Here is an 18,915-nt window from a genome sequence, read left to right as displayed (position 1 = left end):
CATGGATGAAAATATCCTTATCGGTAAAAACGGTAATCAGCATGGCATCTGGGTAGCCAAGCAGGGCAAAACCGTACAGCAAGGCGGCCAGATGCTGATGTCATCTGTCCAAGACATGCTGAAAATCCATGCTCAAGGTTCTGTTCCGTCATTCGGCTACAATGAATCGCAAGGATTATGGCGGCATCAAATTGAAGTCCCGTTTCAGGAGCTTCCGTTTATTCCACTGGCATTCATGGGGTTTAAATCTTCTGCCGCTGAGCCGTTTCAATTCCCGCCTGATCTGAGCGGTATTGTGGCTACGCAATCATTTGGCGGGAATGTTGGCATAGTGAACTTTATGCCGGTTGTTGGAATTTCTCACAACAAACTGACTTTTAGGGGCTGGGTGCCTCAATATGAGTGCCGGTTCAATTATACCGTCTTCTTAGTCAAGCTACGTGAGAAGTTCTGATGGCGGGGCGGGTATTGTTCCAGCGTGGTGCCAACTTTAAATTCCGCATTTCCAAGCCCGGAAAGGACGTTGACAGCACTGATCTTTTTGACTTTGTGCTGCATGAGGGGATCGGCACTGTTGCCCCATATGTAACAGGCTCGGTTCAGGTGCCAGCAAATAGTAATGTGCTCATTCCATTCGGACGCACCTATCATCAGCCGGCACTGATTATGCTTAAACCGTCCGATGGTGTTGTCGCGTTTCTATCGCAATTTGAAGCCCGCATTCAGAGCGATATGGCTTCTATGCGGATTTACAACAAAACCGGCACAACGCGCTATGTCACCTATTACGTCTATTGGAATTCGATAGGCGGCTGACTTTCCTTGCTTTCCTTACTTCACTCACAGCTATCACCTGCTTTTTGCGGGAAGGAGATCGCATGTCTGCAACACAGACCAATATCACTCCACCAATACAAATTCACCCGCTGGCTGAATTGCATGAAACGGCGTTTCAGCTTGGCATTATTCGTCAGCGTAATCTGATTTTGGCTTCAGAAAATCTAATGATGAAAGAACGCATTCAAGTTCTGGAAGCGGAAAACAAAGAACTGATTGCAGAGCGCAAGGAAGGGGCAGATTAATGGCTATTCGTCCCGACTGGATGACCGGCACGCTTAATCTCGTTGCCGGAACACCTGACTTCACCACGACAGGGTCGGCTTTGCAGACTGCAGCCATTCAGACCGGTGATGCGATTATCACCGCAACAGGCTACGTGCTCATTATTGCTGAAATCACCGGGCAGAACAGCGGTCGGTTATTTGATAATTGCCCTGTGGCAGCTGCCGGTGACGGGCAACCCTTGCGGGTTCGCTATCAGCCGGATGGTAGCCGTGTGCAGGCTGCTGTTCGGATGATGAGAGAGCTTCTGACCACAGGCAACCTTGAAGCATTTGCTGCACTCGTTGGTGAAGAAGATGCGGTACCGGTCTTTGTTGGACCAGGTGTTATGAAACTGGTACCGAAATCAGAATTCGGACCCGATGATACCAAAGGCAATCTGGCCGCTCTCGCTGCGTTGGAGAATATGTCCAATCTCTCAGAGCTTGCAGCTATTGCGAAAGTCAATGATCAGTTCGTCATCATGGGGGGGGACGGCACAATCACGCTGAAATCAATTAAAAGCGTGACTGATGCGATATCCGAAAATGCGACTGCAATTGGTGAAAAGTATACACTACCGGCAGGCGGTACTGCGGATCAGCTTCTTGATGCTACTGGTTCTGCAATCCCAAAGGTGGGCTTGCCGATTTCAGCATCTGTCCAAAATGCACTGAACGGAAAAGCTAATTTGTCAGGTGCTAATTTCACCAGTCAAATCAGCGCTAGGGAAAGTGTTGACAGTATATCTACTCGATCAACATCAACAGTAGGTCAAGTTAATTCAGGGGGGCAATTTAGATCACAGATTCAGGACACACCTTATTCTTCCACGTTTGTAACTCAGGAAGTTGTCGGGACAACTATCCGCTCGGTGTTAGCTATAGAAGAAGTAGGATCACGAGCCGCATATTTTATATTTGATTATTGGGGGAACTTGATAGTCCCTGGAACCCTCTCAAAAGGTGGCGGGACATTTCTGATTGATCATCCATTAGACCCATTGAACAGAAATTTACGTCACGGCTTTGTTGAAGCTGTCCGACATCAACGCCTTTGAGACCAAACAGTGTTAATTGAGAAGAGAGGACTTTCGGCTCATCATAGCTCAATTAAAGGAAGCAAAGATGAGACAGAAACCCGTTCCGCAAACGTCTAGCGCTGAGAAGACGATCAAGGATATACGGCGCGCGACGCGCAAGCATTATTCTGCAGAGGATAAAATCCGTATTGTGTTGGAAGGCCTACGTGGCGAGGACAGCATTGCCGCGATTTGTCGCCGTGAGGGGATCGCCGAGAGCCTGTATTATAGCTGGTCGAAGGAGTTTCTCGAAGCTGGCAAGAAACGCCTTGCTGGCGATACGGCCCGCTCGGCGACCAGTGACGAGGTTCGGTCACTGCGTCGTGAAAGCCGTGACCTGAAAGAGGCATTGGCCGACGTCATGCTGGAAAACCGCCTGCTCAAAAAAAGCATGATCGGGGATGGGGGCGACGACGAATGAGATATCCCGCCACCGAAAAGCTTGAGATCATCCGGCTTGTGGAGCAGTCGCATTTGTCAGCTAGGCAAACCCTCGACAAGCTGGGCATTCCAAGACCGACCTTCTATCGATGGTATGATCGTTTCCAGACCCACGGTTTCGAGGGGCTGGAAGACCAGACGTCCGCACCTTCGCGGGTGTGGAACCGCATTCCTGATGACATCCGGGATCGTATCATCGCACTGGCGCTCGATCATACCGACCTGTCACCACGAGAGCTGGCGGTGAAGTTCACCGATACGGAAAGTTATTTTGTATCAGAGGCTTCGGTCTATCGTCTGCTCAAGGCCCACGACCTGATCACGTCACCAGCCTATATTGTCATCAAGGCCAATGATGAGTTCAAGGACAAGACCACGCGGCCGAATGAAATGTGGCAGACCGACTTCACCTATCTGAAAGTTGTCGGTTGGGGCTGGTTTTATTTGTCGACCATCCTTGATGACTATTCCCGCTACATCATCGCCTGGAAACTGTGCACCAGCATGAAAGTCGAGGATGTCACCGATACACTCGACCTGGCACTGGCAGCTTCAGGCTGCGATAAAGTCAAGGTCGAACACCGTCCCCGCCTGCTGTCGGACAACGGTTCGTGTTACGTCGCTTCCGACCTTGGTGACTGGCTGGACAAATACAAAATCAGCCAAGTCCATGGCGCTCCCGGTCATCCGCAAACGCAGGGCAAGATCGAACGCTGGCACCAGACGCTCAAGAACCACATCCTGCTCCAAAACTACTTCTTCAAGGAGGACCTCGAAGCCCAGATCGCAGCCTTCGTCGATCACTACAATCATCGCAGATACCACGAGAGCCTCGACAATCTCACCCCGGCTGACGTTTACTTCCGACGTGGACGGACTATCCTAATCGAACGCGAAAGGATCAAACGAGACACCATCAGAAAACGCCGCTTGAACCACCAGGCCAAAGCAGCTTAAATCAACCCGCAAAACAAGCCGCAAACTCCAATCTTCAAGAGCACAAAAAGTCTCAAATCATTCGACGACGGACAAGCCCCGAGATCCCGCGCCTCAGTGATGCTGATCGTGGCAATGCCATCGGCAATATCGAGATTAAGCAGAACATCGTCCGTGAGCAGGCTATGATGGCGCTTCCAGCGATGCAGGGCAATGCCAAGCGTTGCGGCACCAAGGGAGGCGCGGCAAAGCATGCCATAGGTGCCCCACGGTAATTTACGTGAAAACCAACCCAGAGCTTCATCATCAAGCTCCTGCATTGCTTCCCAGTTCAGGTCTTCAAACTGATCCGGTGTGACGCGTCCGTTCTCATCGGCAAGGATTTCTGGCGGAATTTGTGCCTTTTTCAGTGCTGCGGCAGGATCTGTCCCATATTTTGCATAGGCCAGCAAAATACAGTGAACAAAGGTCGCAGGGATGACTGCAGCTGCTTTTCCTGTGTGAGAAGAGGTCAAAATTTGATCTGTCATAGCCGTAGTTTGTAGCCAAATGGCCGATTTTGCAACCTGTCTGGCCAGTCAGATACCGGCTTATGGTACAACATAGGCAAGCTGCAAAACGGTTTGGGAGGACTGTTGTTGATGACACCAAGTCTTGACTTCCTTTTGGGAGAGGAAATCGCCCAGCTGCGGGATAGTGTGCGTGCATTCGCTGAGGCGGAAATTGCACCCCGCGCGGCATATATCGACAGCAGCAATCAATTTCCCGCTGATCTGTGGAAGAAATTCGGGGCGATGGGATTGCTCGGCCTTACTGTGCCGGAAGAAGACGGCGGCACCGGTATGGGCTATCTGGCGCATATTGTGGCAATGGAAGAGATTTCGCGCGCTTCCGCCTCTGTCGGCCTGTCTTACAGTGCTCATTCCAATCTTTGCGTCAATCAGATTTGCCGCAATGGCAATGCAGCGCAAAAGGCCAGATATTTGCCAAAGCTGATTTCTGGAGAGCATGTCGGTGCTTTGGCTATGTCCGAGCCGGATGCGGGCTCTGATGTTGTTTCAATGAAATTGCAGGCGCAGAAGCAGACAGACCATTATATCCTCAACGGCTCGAAAATGTGGATTACCAATGGCGGCGATGCGGATGTGTTGGTTGTTTATGCCAGAACCGGCGCCGGCAAAGGGGCAGACGGCATAACCGCTTTTCTTGTCGAAAAAAGTATGGCCGGTTTCAGCCACGGCGCGCATCTTGATAAGCTCGGCATGCGCGGCTCCAACACATTTCCGCTGTTCTTCGACAATTGCCTTGTGCCTGCGGAAAATGTGCTCGGCGGCGAAGGCAACGGCATTAAAGTTCTGATGTCGGGGCTTGATTATGAACGCGTGGTTCTGAGCGGCGGGCCGCTCGGCATCATGGCCGCCTGTATGGATATTACGCTGCCTTATATGCATGAACGCAAGCAATTCGGCCAGCCGATCGGCGATTTCCAGCTCATGCAGGGCAAGCTGGCTGATATGTATTCCACATGGCAGGCTGTGCGCGCCTATATCTATGCTGTCGGTGCGGTATGCGATCGCAATGACCATTCCCGAACTATGCGCAAAGATGCGGCAAGTGCCATTCTCTATGCCGCAGAAAAAGCGACATGGATGGCCGGAGAAACAATCCAGACACTCGGCGGTTGCGGCTATACAAATGATTATGCCGCGGCACGGCTGTGGCGCGATGCCAAATTATACGAAATCGGTGCAGGTACTTCAGAAATCCGCCGGATGCTGATCGGGCGGGAACTGATGGTTGAAACCAGATAATCGGGGCATGAATATGAGTGTTCTGAAAACTGCTCTCAATGTGCATGGTGAGGAATTTACCGCTAATCACACTGCCATGCGCTCTCTGGTGGAAGAACTGCGTGACCGCAGCCAAATTGCCTGTGCCGGAGGCGGGGAGGCCGCATCGGCACGGCACAAAGCGCGGGGCAAATTGCTGGCGCGGGAGCGTATTGATCTGCTGCTTGATGCCGGTACGGCTTTTCTGGAAATCGGACAGCTTGCCGCAAATGGTCTTTATGACAATGATGCGCCGAGTGCCGGTCTTGTGGCCGGTATAGGCTGCGTTTCCGGCACACAATGTATGATTATCGCCAATGATGCGACGGTTAAAGGCGGCACTTATTATCCGCTCACGGTCAAAAAACATCTGCGTGCGCAGGAAATTGCCGAGCAGAACTATCTACCCTGCATCTATCTGGTGGATTCCGGCGGCGCCTATTTGCCGAGACAAGATGAGGTGTTTGCCGATCGCGAGCATTTCGGCCGGATTTTTTATAATCAGGCGAATATGTCGGCAAAAGGCATTGCGCAGATTGCTGTGGTGATGGGCTCCTGCACAGCAGGCGGAGCTTATGTGCCTGCAATGTCAGATGAAACGATTATCGTCCTCAATCAGGGCACAATCTTTTTAGGCGGGCCGCCACTAGTCAAAGCGGCGACAGGTGAAGTGGTAACAGCAGAAGAACTGGGCGGTGCTGATGTGCATACAAGCCAGTCCGGTGTGGCCGATTATCTTGCGGAAAATGATGCTCATGCGCTGGCAATCGCCCGCCGGATTGTTGCCAATCTGAATATCACGACAAAACCTGATCTGCTCAATAGTGGTGAGGAACCGCTTTACCCGTCGGAAGAGCTCTACGGCATTATTCCTGCAAATCCGCGCCATCCTTATAATGTCCGCGAGGTGATCGCACGACTGGTTGACGGCTCACGGTTCGATGAGTTCAAGGCGCGTTACGGCACAACGCTTGTGACCGGCTTTGCGCAACTCTATGGCGCAACGGTCGGCATCATTGCCAATAATGGTATTCTGTTTGGTGAATCCGCGCAGAAAGGTGCGCATTTTATCGAGCTTTGCGCGCAGCGGCATATTCCGTTGGTTTTCCTGCAAAATATCACGGGTTTTATCGTCGGCCGAAAGTACGAGAATAACGGTATAGCTAAAGACGGCGCGAAAATGGTGACGGCTGTGGCAACGGCTCAGGTTCCTAAAATCACAATGCTGATCGGCGGTTCCTTTGGTGCCGGTAATTACGGCATGTGCGGCAGAGCCTATTCGCCGCGTTTTTTGTGGACATGGCCGAATAGCCGCATTTCAGTGATGGGCGGTGAGCAGGCTGCCAGTGTGCTCGCCCGTGTGCGGCGTGATGCCTTGGAAGCGCGGGGAGAAAGCTGGAGCCTTGCGGATGAGGAGGCGTTTCAGGCGCCGATCCGCGAGCAATATGAAACGCAGGGCAATCCCTATTATGCCACAGCCCGCCTTTGGGATGATGGCATTATTGACCCAGCCCAAAGCCGCCGCGTTCTCGGCTTGTCACTGGCAGCCGCGCTGAATGCTCCGGTGAAAGAAACCAAATTCGGTCTTTTCAGAATGTGAGGCAAATCATGTATGAAGCCTTGGAAATTACCCGCAACGGCTCTGTGGCAACCATCTGGATGAACCGGCCGCAACGGCATAATGCGTTCGACGCTGCGCTCATTGCTGAGCTGACACAGGCCTTTACGCAGCTTGGTACGGATGATGACATCCGTATTGTGATTTTGGCTGGTCGCGGCAAAAGCTTTTCCGCAGGCGGCGACCTCAACTGGATGAAAGCTGCCGGTGAGGCCGGTTTTGATGCCAATCTTGCCGATGCGGTAAAGCTGGCGCAGATGTTTCGCATTCTGGCAGAGTTACCCAAGCCGACAATCGCGCGTGTGCATGGTGCAGCATTGGGCGGCGGCATGGGGCTCGCTTCTGCCTGTGATATTTGTATTGCCTCAACGCAAGCAAGTTTTGCCACATCCGAGGTTCGGCTCGGCATTATTCCGGCGGTTATCAGCCCCTATGTGCTGCGGGCTATCGGTGTGCGGCAGGCTTCGCGGTATTTTCTGACTGCGGAGCGCATTGATGCTGCAAAAGCCCTGCAAATAGGCCTTGTGCATGAAGTGACGGAAGCGGAGACCCTCGATGCTGCGATAGATGATCTGACTTCAGCTCTGCTCAAGGGCGGCCCGCAGGCGCAAGCCGCCGCAAAACGACTGATCCGCAATGTTGCAGGCAAGATGATGGGCGATGCATTGGCGCAGGAAACCGCGCATACTATTGCTGCTCTGCGCATGAATGCGGAAGCCCGTGAAGGCCTGAGTGCTTTTCTCCATAAGCGGACACCGGCATGGATAAACCGGACAGGATCAGATGATGTTTGACAAAATTCTGATTGCCAATCGCGGCGAAATTGCCTGCCGCATCATCAAAACCGCCCGCCAAATGGGCATCCGCACGGTTGCCGTGTTTTCAGATGCTGATGCGCAGGCGCGGCATGTGCGGATGGCGGATGAGGCCGTTCATATCGGGGCTGCGCCACCAAAAGAATCCTATCTCGACGGGGCAAAAATCATTGCTGCGGCGCAAGCCACCGACGCACAGGCCATTCACCCCGGCTATGGTTTTCTATCGGAAAATGAAGCTTTTTGCCTTGCCTGTGCGCAGGCCGGAATTGTCTTTATCGGCCCGCCGGTTGAAGCCATTCGGGTCATGGGTTTGAAGTCGCAGGCGAAAAGGCTGATGGGTGCGGCGGGCATTCCGCTGATCCCCGGTTATCACGGAGAAGATCAGACGCCTGAAAACCTGCAGCGTGAGGCTGATGCAATCGGCTATCCTGTTCTCATCAAAGCATCGGCAGGTGGTGGTGGCAAAGGCATGCGGCTTGTTGAAAGGCCTGAGGATTTTACGCAAAACCTGCTTGCCTGTCAGCGTGAGGCGCAATCGGCTTTTGGCGACGATCATGTGCTGATCGAGCGCTATATTACCCGCCCGCGCCATATAGAAATTCAGATTTTCGGCGACAATCACGGCAATTATGTCACGCTGTTTGAGCGGGATTGCTCGGTGCAACGCAGACATCAGAAGATCGTTGAAGAAGCGCCTGCGCCGCATTTTTCCGCACAGCAGCGCTGCATCATGGGTAAGGCCGCCACAGATGCCGCACGTGCAGTGCATTATACGGGGGCGGGCACGGTCGAATTTATCGTTGCACCTGACGGCCAGTTTTATTTCATGGAGATGAATACCCGTCTTCAGGTGGAGCATCCGGTGACAGAAATGATAACCGGCCTTGATCTTGTGGAATGGCAATTGCGCGTTGCGAGTGGTGAGAAACTGCCGGTTACGCAGGAGGATTTGTCTCACTCCGGCCATGCCATAGAAGCGCGTATCTATGCGGAAGATCCGTCAGCGGGATTTCTGCCGTCAACGGGCAAGCTCGTGCATTTTCAATTGCCTGAGGAAAGTGCTCATGTGCGGGTTGATGCGGGTGTGGAAGAGGGGGACGCGATCAGCCGGTTTTATGATCCGATGATCGCCAAGCTGATTGTCTGGGATGAAACGCGTGACAAGGCTCTGTGCCGCATGGAACGCGCCTTGGCCGATATGCAGATTGCGGGCATTGCCAGCAATATTGAGTTTCTCTCGCGTCTCGTGCGTTGCCGTTCCCTTGTGCAGGCTGATCTTGATACGGGACTGATTGAGCGTGAAACTGCGGCACTCTTTCCAGAAGTGCAGGAACCGCCCGCTGAAGTATTTCTGTTAGCGGCATTGGCGCAATTGCTGCATGAGACCGATGAGGCTCCGCTCACCTCTTTCTTGCAGCGGCGCGATGGTTTCCGGCTCAATATACAGGTCAGGCGTGATCTGAATTTTCGCTATGCTGCGGCAACACACACTATCTCTGTGACCTATCTGGGCAGAGGATACCGGTTGCAGACAGGTTCGCTTGATGTCACCGCCACTGGCCGACAAGACAAGGGCAATCGCATCATTGCCGAGATTGACGGGCTGCGTAAATCATTCACGGCAGTCAGATCAGGCAATTTCATTCACCTTTTCACAGACGGGCAAAGCTGGAAGCCGGAATGGCTCGATCCGCTGGATGTGTCGCCGGAACACGCAACTGCCCATGACGGGCTCGTGGCACCCATGCCCGGCACTATTACCGCCTTGCTGGTGGAGCAGGGGCAGCAGATTGCCAAAGGCACGCCGCTTCTGATCGTCGAAGCGATGAAAATGGAATTCAAAATAACCGCACCGAGTGCGGGCTATGTGAAAGCCTTTCGCTGCGCTGTGGGCGATCAGGTCAATGAAGGCACAGAACTAGCCGATTTTGAACCCGCAGACGGAGAGGTGAAGGAGCAGCTTGCGTTGATCTCACAGGAGGAATGAAAGTGACAGAAAAACTGAGCTTGGTGAAAGGCGCGACGGAACATCCGCTGATAGAAGCCACAATCGGCCAGTTTTTCGATGAAACCTGCTTTCGATATCCGGATGTTGATGCCCTGATCTCAGTGCATCAGAAGATACGGCTGACCTATGCCGAACTCCGCCAAAAAGTGGATGCGCTGGCCTGCGGTTTGTTGCGCCTTGGGTTGAAAAAAGGAGATCGGGTTGCGATCCTGTCACCCAATAATGCCGAATGGGTTTTGACGCAGTTTGCCACGGCAAAAGCGGGTCTGATCCTCGTTAATATCAATCCGGCCTATCGCCTGACCGAGCTTGCTTTTGCAATCAGCAAGGTGGCATGCAGGGCGATTATCCTGTCTCCTCGTTTTAAAAGCAGCGATTATATCGCTATGCTCTGCGAATTAGCGCCGGAAATCCCTGTTTCAGACCCGTATAATCTGCACACAGAACGCTTCCCGCAATTACGATGGGTTATACGCCTCGGCACAGACAAAACATCCGGTATGATCAATTTCGACGATCTGCTTGTTGCGCCGGAAGTGGCAGAGCTGGACGCATTGCAGCAGATCGGTGCGGGTCTGAATGCGCATGACCCCATCAATATTCAGTTTACCTCAGGCACAACCGGCTCGCCGAAAGGGGCGACACTCACGCACCGTAATATTCTCAATAATGGACGGTTTGTCGGCGATGCAATCCGCCTGCAAAGTCGTGACAGGCTGTGCATTCCCGTACCGCTCTATCATTGTTTCGGGATGGTGATGGCTAATCTCGGTTGCCTCACACATGGCGCGACGATGGTCTATCCGGCGGAGTCTTTTGACCCGCTGGCTGTGCTGAAGGCCGTACAAAACGAGCATTGCTGTGCTCTATATGGTGTGCCGACCATGTTTATCGGCATTCTCGATCATCCTGACTTTGCAACATTCGATGTTTCAAGCCTGCGCACCGGTATTATGGCGGGCAGTCCCTGTCCGGTTGAGGTGATGAAGCGTGTGATCGAGCATCTGCATATGAAGCAGATCACAATCGCCTATGGTATGACAGAGACATCGCCGGTGTCGTTTCAAAGCAGTGGGGATGACAGTCTTGAACGCCGTGTTTCAACGGTTGGCAGGGTTCAGCCGCATTGCGAAGTGAAGATCATTGATAGCAGCGGGACGATTGTGCCGCGCGGGGTATCGGGAGAACTCTGTACGCGCGGTTATCTGGTTATGCATGGCTATTGGGACGATCAGCGCCAGACTGATGAGGCCGTGGATCAGGATGGCTGGATGCATAGTGGCGACCTCGCAACCATTGATGATGAGGGCTATTGCAATATTTTCGGGCGGATAAAGGATGTTATTATCCGTGGCGGCGAGAATATTTATCCCCGTGAGGTTGAGGAATTTCTGTTTCGCCATCCTGCAATCAGGGATGTGCAAATCGTGGGTGTACCCGACCACAAATATGGTGAAGTGGTTTGCGCATGGATTATTTTGCGTGCAGATTCCGAACTGACGGCAGAGGAAATCCGTACCTTCTGCGAGGGGCAGATTGCCCATTATAAAATTCCGCACCACATCAAATTCGTCGATCAGTTTCCGATGACGGTGACGGGTAAGATTCAAAAATACATTATTCGCGAGCGGATGATGCAAGAACTGGGGCTTGAGGAAAGCAGAACAGCGTAAGCTGACGGGAGATCACAATGGGAGAGCGTGTCAGAATTGTTGAGGTCGGTCCGCGCGATGGTCTGCAAAATGAAAAGCAGATCATTGATACAAGCATCAAGCTTGAATTGATCGAGCGTCTCGTTGCGGTAGGCTTGCGCAATATTGAGGTGACAGCTTTTGTATCTCCGAAATGGGTGCCGCAAATGGCAGATCAGACGGCGGTTGTGCAGGGACTGCAAACGCATCAAGGTGTTTCCTATTCAGTGCTCACGCCTAATCTGCAAGGTTTTGAGGCGGCAGTGGCTGCAGGCGCAAAAGAGGTTGCCATTTTTGCTGCGGCTTCGGAGTCTTTCAGCCGCAAGAACATCAATGCCAGTATCGCGCAATCGCTGGAGCGTTTCGCGCCGGTAACAGAACAGGCTCTGAAAATGGGACTAAAAATACGCGGTTATGTCTCCTGTGTGCTGGGCTGTCCCTATGAGGGAGATATTGACCCGCAAGTGGTCGCGCAAATCTCCAAAGAGATGTTCGATATGGGCAGTTATGAAATCAGTCTGGGCGACACGATTGGTGTCGGCGTGCCGGATGGTGTTAAGCGGCTGATCGAAAGTGTCGGTGCGCAGGTTCCAGTTACCGCGCTTGCCGGACATTTTCACGATACTTATGGCATGGGCGTGGCTAATGTCGTGGCGGCCTATGCCTCGGGCGTAAGAACTTTCGATGCCTCAGTCGCAGGGCTGGGCGGCTGCCCCTATGCGGCGGGCGCTACGGGCAATGTGGCAACTGAAGATCTGGTCTGGCTGTTTAACCGGACGGGTGTGGAAACCGGTATCGACCTGAAACAGCTGGTGGATTGCGCCGTCTGGATCAGCACGCAGCTTGATCGCTCGCCATCCTCACGGGTTGCACAGGCAATCAGCCGTCAATCTTCTGCAGGAACGGCGTGATGCAGTGCTAATTCCGCAACCAGTCCGGCTGGTAAGATAGTTCTGTCAGCTTCAGAAAGGATGCGATGCGTTCCAGTTCGGCCTGTAACGCTGTAATGCGGTTTTTACCCGTTTTGATGTTTTGTTCCGGCCAGAATGCCGTAATGACGAGCTTTTTATCTTCCCGCTTCGCATCAATACGGCCGATAAGCCTGTCTCCTTGCATGACCGGAAATACATAATAGCCATATTGGCGTTTCGGTGCCGGTACAAATATTTCAATACGATAATAGAACCCGAACAGTTTTTCAGCCCGTGCCCGATCACGCAGGGCAGGGTCGAAAGGTGATAAAACCCGCACACGTGATGATGGCTTCTGCAAGTCAGATACGGAATTCAGGAGTGCTTCTGTGGAGTAGCAACGCCGCAGAGAACCGTCAGCCATTTCAACATCAAGCTCGATGAGACGACCTGCAGCTTTAGCTTCAATGCACCATTGTTTTGCTTCATCACGTGTTGCAATGTCAAAGAATGCAGCAAGTTCACCATGCGTTGCAAAGCCCAGACGATCCATCGATGCGGACATTGCCCAGTCAATTATCTCTGCTTCATGCATTTGCGAGCGTTGAAACGGCTCCGGTATGACCCGCTCCGTCAGATCGTAAAATTTGCGAAAACCTTCGCGGTGGCTGATTGCCAGCCGCCCTGAACGCCACAAAAATTCCAAAGCGGTTTTTGAAGGATGCCAGTTCCACCAGCCGCCGGATGAGGCAGGGATGTCGCCACGGACATCGGAGGAGGTGGTTGGCCCGTGCTTTTCAACATGACCCAATATTTCATCAAACTGCGAAGCCCAGCCGTCCCGTCGCCAGCTTGACCATCTTTGCTTCATACGGGCTTCGTCACGGGCAAATTTCAAGCGCCACATCGGGAAAAACTGCATAGGAATGATTGCAGCATCATGAGTCCAATGTTCAAATGCATTGCGTTCAGTGGCAATCAGCTTGTTGAGTGCTTCGGGCTGATAGCGGCTGCGGCGCGACCACAGGATAAAATCATGCGCCCGCGCCAGTGTATTCACACTATCGACCTGCACAAAGCCGAGATCTGTTAAAACACCGGACAGATCCGCACCTTTACCCGTTCCGGTTTCACGACATAAAAGCTGATGCCGGTGAAGAAAAAGACGGCGCGCATCACGGTTGTTTAATAATGCGTCAGGCATTGGCTATCCTGTTCACGGAAGATATTCGCAATTTTTAACATGACATGTGCAGTTATTCCATGATGTCTTTTTCCGCGAAATATATTCAGCATTTCAGAATTTCAGGCTGAAACAAATTATGTGCCCGTACTCGCAGTGATTTCCGCGATATTCTCTTGTCTTAAACCTCTGGTGCATTAAATTATTGACGGATAAAGAGCTATTTCACCATTTTCGCTGCTATCAAACATTAAACTGAAGATGACACATGCAGGAACAGACAGCTGAATTTATTCAAAATACCAATGCCCTTGCCATCCAGATTTCCAATCTCGTTTTAAGTTATTCGCTTTCAACAATCGGCGCGATTATCATCCTCAGCGTTGGCTGGATTATCGCAGGGATTTTGCAGCGTTGGACGCGGCAATCCCTTTCCAAATTCAAAGGCTTCGACCAGACGCTCGTTGTGTTTTTCAGCGCATCTGTTCGCTATGGCATTCTGGTTGTCGTTCTGGTGATGGTGCTGGGGCAGTTCGGTATTCAGACTGCTTCAATTCTCGCTGCATTGGGTGCGGTTGGTCTGGCTATCGGTCTGGCATTGCAAGGCACATTACAGAATATTGCTGCCGGTATTATGCTGCTGGTTTTGCGCCCTTTCAAAGTCGGTGAATATATTAATGCGGGCGCAATTGCCGGTACCGTACAGGAAATCGGGCTGTTTTCGACAGAGCTGAAAACCTATGACGGGTTGTTCGTTATGGCACCCAATTCGGTTCTCTGGAATACGCCGGTTACCAATTTCACCCGCCACAAAGCCCGTATGCATGATTTTAAAGTCGGGATTGGTTATGAGGATGATGTGCAAAAAGCCTTCACTATTCTCAAAACCATTATCTCTGAACAAAAAGGCGTGCTGAAAACACCGGAGCCGATTTATTTTGTCTCCCAGCTGGCAGACAGTTCTGTGGTTATCAGTTGCCGTTACTGGATTGAGGCGCCGAATTATTTCACGGTCAGCAACACGACAACGGAACGGGTAAAATCCGCATTCAGCGATGAGGGAATTAACATTCCTTATCCGCAGGTCACTTATCATCGTTCCGAAGTGACGAGTTAATTCTGTTGTTTATACGTGTTTGAAGGATGTGCGGGCGATCAAAATTTTGTCCGCACATGACTCTATTCAATTTAGCTTGATCTAATTAGTAACGGCTCATCTGTTGACATATCCGGTTGAGGCTCTTATTTCTGAATTTCGCAGATGGAAAACCGCGATCTGCTGATTTTTTCCCGTTTTTATGAGTGCCGGGGCGTGCCGGCTCACAAGTCAGATTTTCAGGATGTGTCCCCGTTAAACGGATACATTTAACGCTTTGTGGCATGCGCATCCGAGAATCCAGAACGAGCAGAGCGGGCGCAGTGAATGCGACATATTCTGCTCAGGAGCTGTCTATGTTCGTGCTTAAACCGCTTAAGCGGCGTATTGTCTATGTCGGTACTTTTGAACTTATTGCGATTGCCGCTTCAACTTTGCTGCTGATGTTTTTGAGCGGCGGCGATGCGCAGGGCTCTCTGCCGGTTGCTATTGCCGTTTCTCTCATCGCTGTGACGTGGAATTACACATTTAATCTCATGTTTGAGAAATGGGAGGCACGCCGTCAGTCAACCGGACGCAGTGTCTGGGTGCGTATTGCCCATGCTTTCATATTTGAGTTCGGTCTGTTCGTGATTATCATTCCGATTTATATGGTCTGGTATTCTGTCGGCTTCTGGAAAGCCTTTCAGATGGAAGCTGTGCTCTTGCTGTTCTTCCTGATTTATACGTTTGTTTTTACGTATATTTTTGACATGATCTTTACGCTGCCGCAGGCAATGGTTGCCGCTGAATAATTCAGCCATTCTCAGGGCTGGGCTTGATGACCGGTCGTATCAAGAACCGATATTCTGAAATATAAAGGTTCTAACGGCCGTTCCTCACCCCGCAAAATGGTTTTGACATAAGCGGGTTCCCACCAATTCGCACCGGCTGCCAGCAGCTCATGTGCGTGATAATACAGGCTGTCTTTGCTCAGGGATTTGGGTATATCCTCAAAATGACCGGAAATAACCAGACAGCGCCAGTTATTGGAGCCATGAACATCTGAGAAGCTGACGCATACATTGCGGTTGGCTCTCATGAGCTCCATTTTCTTCCCCTCGGAAGTCAGGGAATAGAGATAACCGTTGCTGTGTATGAAACGGAGCGGCACTACATAGGGCTTGTCTTCAACCGAACAGGCCAGATAGCCGATGCCTACATGGCGCAGCATTTCCTCAACTTCCGTACGGGGCATGTCATGGATTAACATCGTGACCTCCGTGAATGTGCGGGTATAGTTCAATATAGCACATCCGGAAGTTCAGGGCTCAGATTTTATTCTTCCTGACGGCGCGTGGAAGTGCGGTTTCGCTCATATTTCCTCTGAAGCGGGAAGGGCGGAAGTCATGTTTCACGGCGAATAGTCCATAATTCATAGGTTGGTACGAGTTGGTTCGGCTCATCAAGTGAGCCCAGATTTATTTCAATTTCGTCATCCGATCGCCCGAAGACCGTTGAGCCGCATTGCGGGCAAAAATAGCGCTCCGCATAGCTGCGGGTATCACCGCTGATCGTGACGGCCTCCTGCGGAAAGATTGCTGATGCATGGAAAAGAGCGCCGTGATGTTTGCGACAATCAAGGCAGTGGCAAATACCAACCCGATAGGGCTTTCCCGTAGCGGAAAACCGCAGATTTCCGCAAAGACACCCGCCTGTAAACGTCTCCATGGTTTTTCTCCTTTGAGATAGGCAAGTTATTATTCCGTTTAAGCTCTGCAAAAAGCAAGAACAGGGGGGCTGAGAGGTGTGATTGTGGGTTTTTGTCAGGTATTTGTCGAGACTTGAAGAGGTCTCAAAGTGGAGCGCAAATATCTCTTGTGCTTCACTTCTGCCAGCCATATCTGATTGTTCTGCAACGTGATTGCAGTATGGTTGAGATAAAAGCGGGGTATCAGGATGACAGTTACTTTTTCGCCGGATGCCGGCGGGCGTAAGCCGGCTGTACACGGAACAGTTTATCAGTTCCGACTGGTATCACTCATGGTGCGAATGCATGGCATCGCATCCATAGGATCGCTTTTATATGCAAAAATTAGAGCAAAAGGCCTATCCTGCCGCTCAGGCCATTCTGGCTGAACTTTCTTCAATTCATGTCACTATCGCTTCCGTTCTGGACGGATCAATCGACGGGGAAGTCTGGGCGGACAGTCCGGTAAACCCTAAGCTTGTCATCGTCATCAATGGAGACGGGTATTTTCTGGCCGGAAATCCGGATATTTCGCAACAAACTGCGAATGATATCAGGGATATTATTCCGGATTGGGCTTATCTTTTTGCCGAGGAATGCTGGTTTCCGCATTTCGCCAAAATCTGGGGCAATCAGTTTGTCGTGCCGCATCCCCGTATCCGTATGGGATATGTTGCAGGCAATGCGCTGCCGGAACCCTATCTGCCATCAGCAGAGTTTGAAATCGTTCCGATTAATCAGGAACTCTTTAGCCGCAATCCGGAAAACATTGAGTTGCTGGAGGAGAAGGCGGAAGGATGGGTTTCTGCGGATGCCTTCTTTGAAAATGCAGTCGGCTTCTGCGCATTACATCAGGGAGCAATGGTCAGCCATTGCCTGACGGATAGCGTTTCTGGCACACGCTGCGAAATTGGTGTGGACACAGATCCTGCTTTCCGGCGTATGGGGCTGGGACGCGCAGTGTCTTCTGCAACTCTTGCGGAATGCATCAGACGGGGTATTCACGGTATCGAATGGCACAGTCATGCTTCGAACAAAGGATCGCTGGCCATTGGTAAAGCTGTCGGACTGACAGAGCTTGATCACCATATGGCCTATAGTTGCAGCCTTCCTGCTGAAAATATCGGTGATTTGACCGATGAAACCTGTCTGAATCTTGCTTTGCATTTTGAAAAGGCAAGTCAGGAGATCAACTGGTGTCATTTCCACGCTGCCGGCGCGCGTGCGCTCTCAGGTGACAGGGAGAATGCGCTTAAGAATATCCGCCTGCTGATCGAGAGTGATTGGGAGGGAGAGGCTGAATGGCTTGAAAGATTCTGGGCGCTTCAGTCACTGAGTGGTGATCCGGATTTTCACGCCTTGCTCAGACGCAAACGCGAAATGGAAGCCAGCTAAAACCTGAAACTTTGACGCATCGAAAGATGCGTCAAAGCATCTGATTAGAGCCAGCAACGGGCATGGGGGCTGATGAGACAATGCGGAGGATGACTGTATAGGCCAGCGGGAGAACTCGTGCCAAATTACGGGCAGATGAAGAAGTAAAAGTCAGTTGCATTGCTTCAGTTGAAGCAAATCTATTGTTGCTGTAAAATGTATATATGAGGATGCATTTTTCGGGGGAAGACGATGCAACAAACTCAGGAACATCAGTACTTCAATATCCGACCGTCTTTTATTGCAATCATTTTGGCAAGTGCAATTGCCATTCTTATATTTTTCCATTCTGTTGTTATGGTGTGCTGGTATACCAAAGCCTGTGGGGCGGCGATGGAGCCGATTAACCGCTTTGGCCATATGTTCGACCTCAACCGGGAAATGAATATACCAACCTGGTTTTCGGTGATTCAGTTATTTGTGACAGCTTGTAGCTTGGCGCTGGCCGCATGGATTCAGCGATTACGATCACGCCCTGCAATCGCATGGTGGGGTTTGGCAGTGATATTCTTTTATATGTCGCTTGATGAGGCAACCGAGATGCATGGTTTGTGGCGGGTAGAGGGCTATGTGGTTCCCGGTACAACGCATGCATTCTTTTCGTGGATCGTCCCGGCTATTTTTGTCGTGCTCATCATTGCTCTGATTTATATCCGCTGGCTGATCACACTGCCACGACGCACAACAATATTGTTCTTTATCGCCGGTGCTGTTTTTGTGACCGGTGCCTTGATTTTCGAAGGGGTCGGCGCTGTTCTGGCCGATGAAACCTTTTTCACCCCGTCCTATCTTATTGTTTCGACGATAGAAGAAACATTGGAGTTATTTGGCATTCTAATCATGCTTTATGCGGTGCTTGATTATCTTCAGGGGCAAGGACTTAAAATTGCACTTGTGCCTGAGCCATCCGGCTGAAAATGCAGAGATTTGATAACGGAAATCCGCGAGCGAAGCAGAGGTGATGTTCATCTGTGCGGTAGCCGGATTAAACAGTATTTTTTCACGTGCTTGATTTTTATGGCGCACCCGACATGCGTCA

At 51.3% G+C, this 18,915-nt stretch carries 18 protein-coding genes and 1 pseudogene; 15 read left to right on the top strand and 4 right to left on the bottom strand.

Annotated features, from left to right (window positions below; genetic code table 11):
- Position 1 precedes the first annotated feature (1 nt).
- The 5 genes from KHQ09_RS09760 (at position 2) to KHQ09_RS09740 (ending at position 3,580) form a co-directional block, all read left to right on the top strand.
- Positions 2-454: a hypothetical protein gene (locus KHQ09_RS09760; RefSeq protein WP_213597993.1), complete on the top strand. Its 453-nt coding sequence runs from the start codon at positions 2-4 to the stop codon at positions 452-454.
- The gene (locus tag KHQ09_RS09755; protein ID WP_213597991.1) at positions 454-816 is read left to right on the top strand and encodes a hypothetical protein; all 363 of its coding nucleotides are present in this window, start codon (positions 454-456) and stop codon (positions 814-816) included. The genes KHQ09_RS09760 and KHQ09_RS09755 overlap by 1 nt, the downstream gene beginning before the upstream one ends.
- Before the next feature lie 62 nt (positions 817-878).
- A complete protein-coding gene (locus KHQ09_RS09750; protein WP_022711847.1) occupies positions 879-1,082 on the top strand; it encodes a hypothetical protein in 204 nt (67 codons plus the stop codon).
- Positions 1,082-2,161, top strand: a complete 1,080-nt coding sequence (locus KHQ09_RS09745; protein WP_213597989.1) for a hypothetical protein — start codon at positions 1,082-1,084, stop codon at positions 2,159-2,161. The genes KHQ09_RS09750 and KHQ09_RS09745 overlap by 1 nt, the downstream gene beginning before the upstream one ends.
- A 67-nt stretch (positions 2,162-2,228) precedes the next feature.
- Positions 2,229-3,580 (top strand): IS3 family transposase gene (locus KHQ09_RS09740; RefSeq protein WP_213597987.1). Its coding sequence is split into 2 segments (ribosomal slippage): positions 2,229-2,565 and positions 2,565-3,580, totalling 1,353 coding nucleotides; the frame shifts between segments, so codons are not numbered across the junction.
- Here KHQ09_RS09740 and KHQ09_RS09735 read toward each other — a convergent pair.
- The gene (locus KHQ09_RS09735) at positions 3,577-4,074 is read right to left on the bottom strand and encodes an AraC family transcriptional regulator ligand-binding domain-containing protein (protein WP_238481607.1); all 498 of its coding nucleotides are present in this window, start codon (positions 4,072-4,074) and stop codon (positions 3,577-3,579) included. The genes KHQ09_RS09740 and KHQ09_RS09735 overlap by 4 nt on opposite strands.
- A gap of 126 nt (positions 4,075-4,200) precedes the next feature.
- Here KHQ09_RS09735 and KHQ09_RS09730 point away from each other — a divergent pair, with 126 nt between their 5' ends.
- The 6 genes from KHQ09_RS09730 to KHQ09_RS09705 are packed head-to-tail and all read left to right on the top strand — an operon-like array spanning position 4,201 to position 12,434.
- The gene (locus KHQ09_RS09730) at positions 4,201-5,370 is read left to right on the top strand and encodes an isovaleryl-CoA dehydrogenase (protein ID WP_272491720.1); all 1,170 of its coding nucleotides are present in this window, start codon (positions 4,201-4,203) and stop codon (positions 5,368-5,370) included.
- A 13-nt stretch (positions 5,371-5,383) separates the two neighbouring features.
- On the top strand, positions 5,384-6,988 hold the full coding sequence (locus KHQ09_RS09725) for a carboxyl transferase domain-containing protein (protein ID WP_213597982.1): 1,605 nt from the start codon (positions 5,384-5,386) through the stop codon (positions 6,986-6,988).
- A gap of 8 nt (positions 6,989-6,996) precedes the next feature.
- Positions 6,997-7,800 carry an enoyl-CoA hydratase/isomerase family protein gene (locus KHQ09_RS09720; protein ID WP_213597980.1) on the top strand — a complete coding sequence of 268 codons (804 nt, stop codon included), beginning with the start codon at positions 6,997-6,999 and terminating at the stop codon, positions 7,798-7,800.
- On the top strand, positions 7,793-9,811 hold the full coding sequence (locus KHQ09_RS09715; protein WP_213597978.1) for an acetyl/propionyl/methylcrotonyl-CoA carboxylase subunit alpha: 2,019 nt from the start codon (positions 7,793-7,795) through the stop codon (positions 9,809-9,811). Before KHQ09_RS09720 ends, KHQ09_RS09715 begins: the two co-directional genes overlap by 8 nt.
- 2 nt (positions 9,812-9,813) lie before the next feature.
- Positions 9,814-11,505 (top strand): AMP-binding protein, encoded by a 1,692-nt coding sequence (locus KHQ09_RS09710; protein WP_420801441.1) that lies wholly within the window; start codon positions 9,814-9,816, stop codon positions 11,503-11,505.
- A gap of 17 nt (positions 11,506-11,522) precedes the next feature.
- Positions 11,523-12,434: a hydroxymethylglutaryl-CoA lyase gene (locus KHQ09_RS09705; protein ID WP_272491719.1), complete on the top strand. Its 912-nt coding sequence runs from the start codon at positions 11,523-11,525 to the stop codon at positions 12,432-12,434.
- A 7-nt stretch (positions 12,435-12,441) separates the two neighbouring features.
- Here KHQ09_RS09705 and KHQ09_RS09700 read toward each other — a convergent pair whose 3' ends face one another.
- Positions 12,442-13,638 (bottom strand): winged helix-turn-helix domain-containing protein, encoded by a 1,197-nt coding sequence (locus KHQ09_RS09700; protein WP_213597974.1) that lies wholly within the window; start codon positions 13,636-13,638, stop codon positions 12,442-12,444.
- Between the two features lie 247 nt (positions 13,639-13,885).
- Between KHQ09_RS09700 and KHQ09_RS09695 the strand changes: the two genes are divergently transcribed.
- A complete protein-coding gene (locus KHQ09_RS09695) occupies positions 13,886-14,734 on the top strand; it encodes a mechanosensitive ion channel family protein (RefSeq protein ID WP_022711822.1) in 849 nt (282 codons plus the stop codon).
- Positions 14,735-15,069: 335 nt separating this feature from the next.
- Entirely contained in the window at positions 15,070-15,507 is a 438-nt protein-coding gene (locus KHQ09_RS09690) for a PACE efflux transporter (protein WP_213597972.1), read from the top strand.
- An 11-nt stretch (positions 15,508-15,518) separates the two neighbouring features.
- Here KHQ09_RS09690 and KHQ09_RS09685 read toward each other — a convergent pair whose 3' ends face one another.
- Positions 15,519-15,965, bottom strand: coding sequence for a pyridoxamine 5'-phosphate oxidase family protein (locus tag KHQ09_RS09685; protein WP_213597970.1), 447 nt, complete (start codon positions 15,963-15,965; stop codon positions 15,519-15,521).
- Positions 15,966-16,030: 65 nt separating this feature from the next.
- Positions 16,031-16,423, bottom strand: a pseudogene (locus KHQ09_RS09680) (GFA family protein).
- Between the two features lie 355 nt (positions 16,424-16,778).
- Between KHQ09_RS09680 and KHQ09_RS09675 the strand changes: the two are divergent.
- Positions 16,779-17,837 carry a GNAT family N-acetyltransferase gene (locus KHQ09_RS09675; RefSeq protein ID WP_213597966.1) on the top strand — a complete coding sequence of 353 codons (1,059 nt, stop codon included), beginning with the start codon at positions 16,779-16,781 and terminating at the stop codon, positions 17,835-17,837.
- A gap of 231 nt (positions 17,838-18,068) precedes the next feature.
- A complete protein-coding gene (locus tag KHQ09_RS09670; protein ID WP_213597964.1) occupies positions 18,069-18,791 on the top strand; it encodes a hypothetical protein in 723 nt (240 codons plus the stop codon).
- The last annotated feature ends 124 nt before the right edge of the window (positions 18,792-18,915 follow it).

Origin of the sequence: Pseudochrobactrum algeriensis, assembly GCF_018436245.1 — a bacterium.
Classification (GTDB): Bacteria; Pseudomonadota; Alphaproteobacteria; order Rhizobiales; family Rhizobiaceae; genus Pseudochrobactrum; species Pseudochrobactrum saccharolyticum.
Note: the sequence above shows the minus strand (reverse complement) of the source record. Positions and strands in the feature narration are given on the sequence as shown.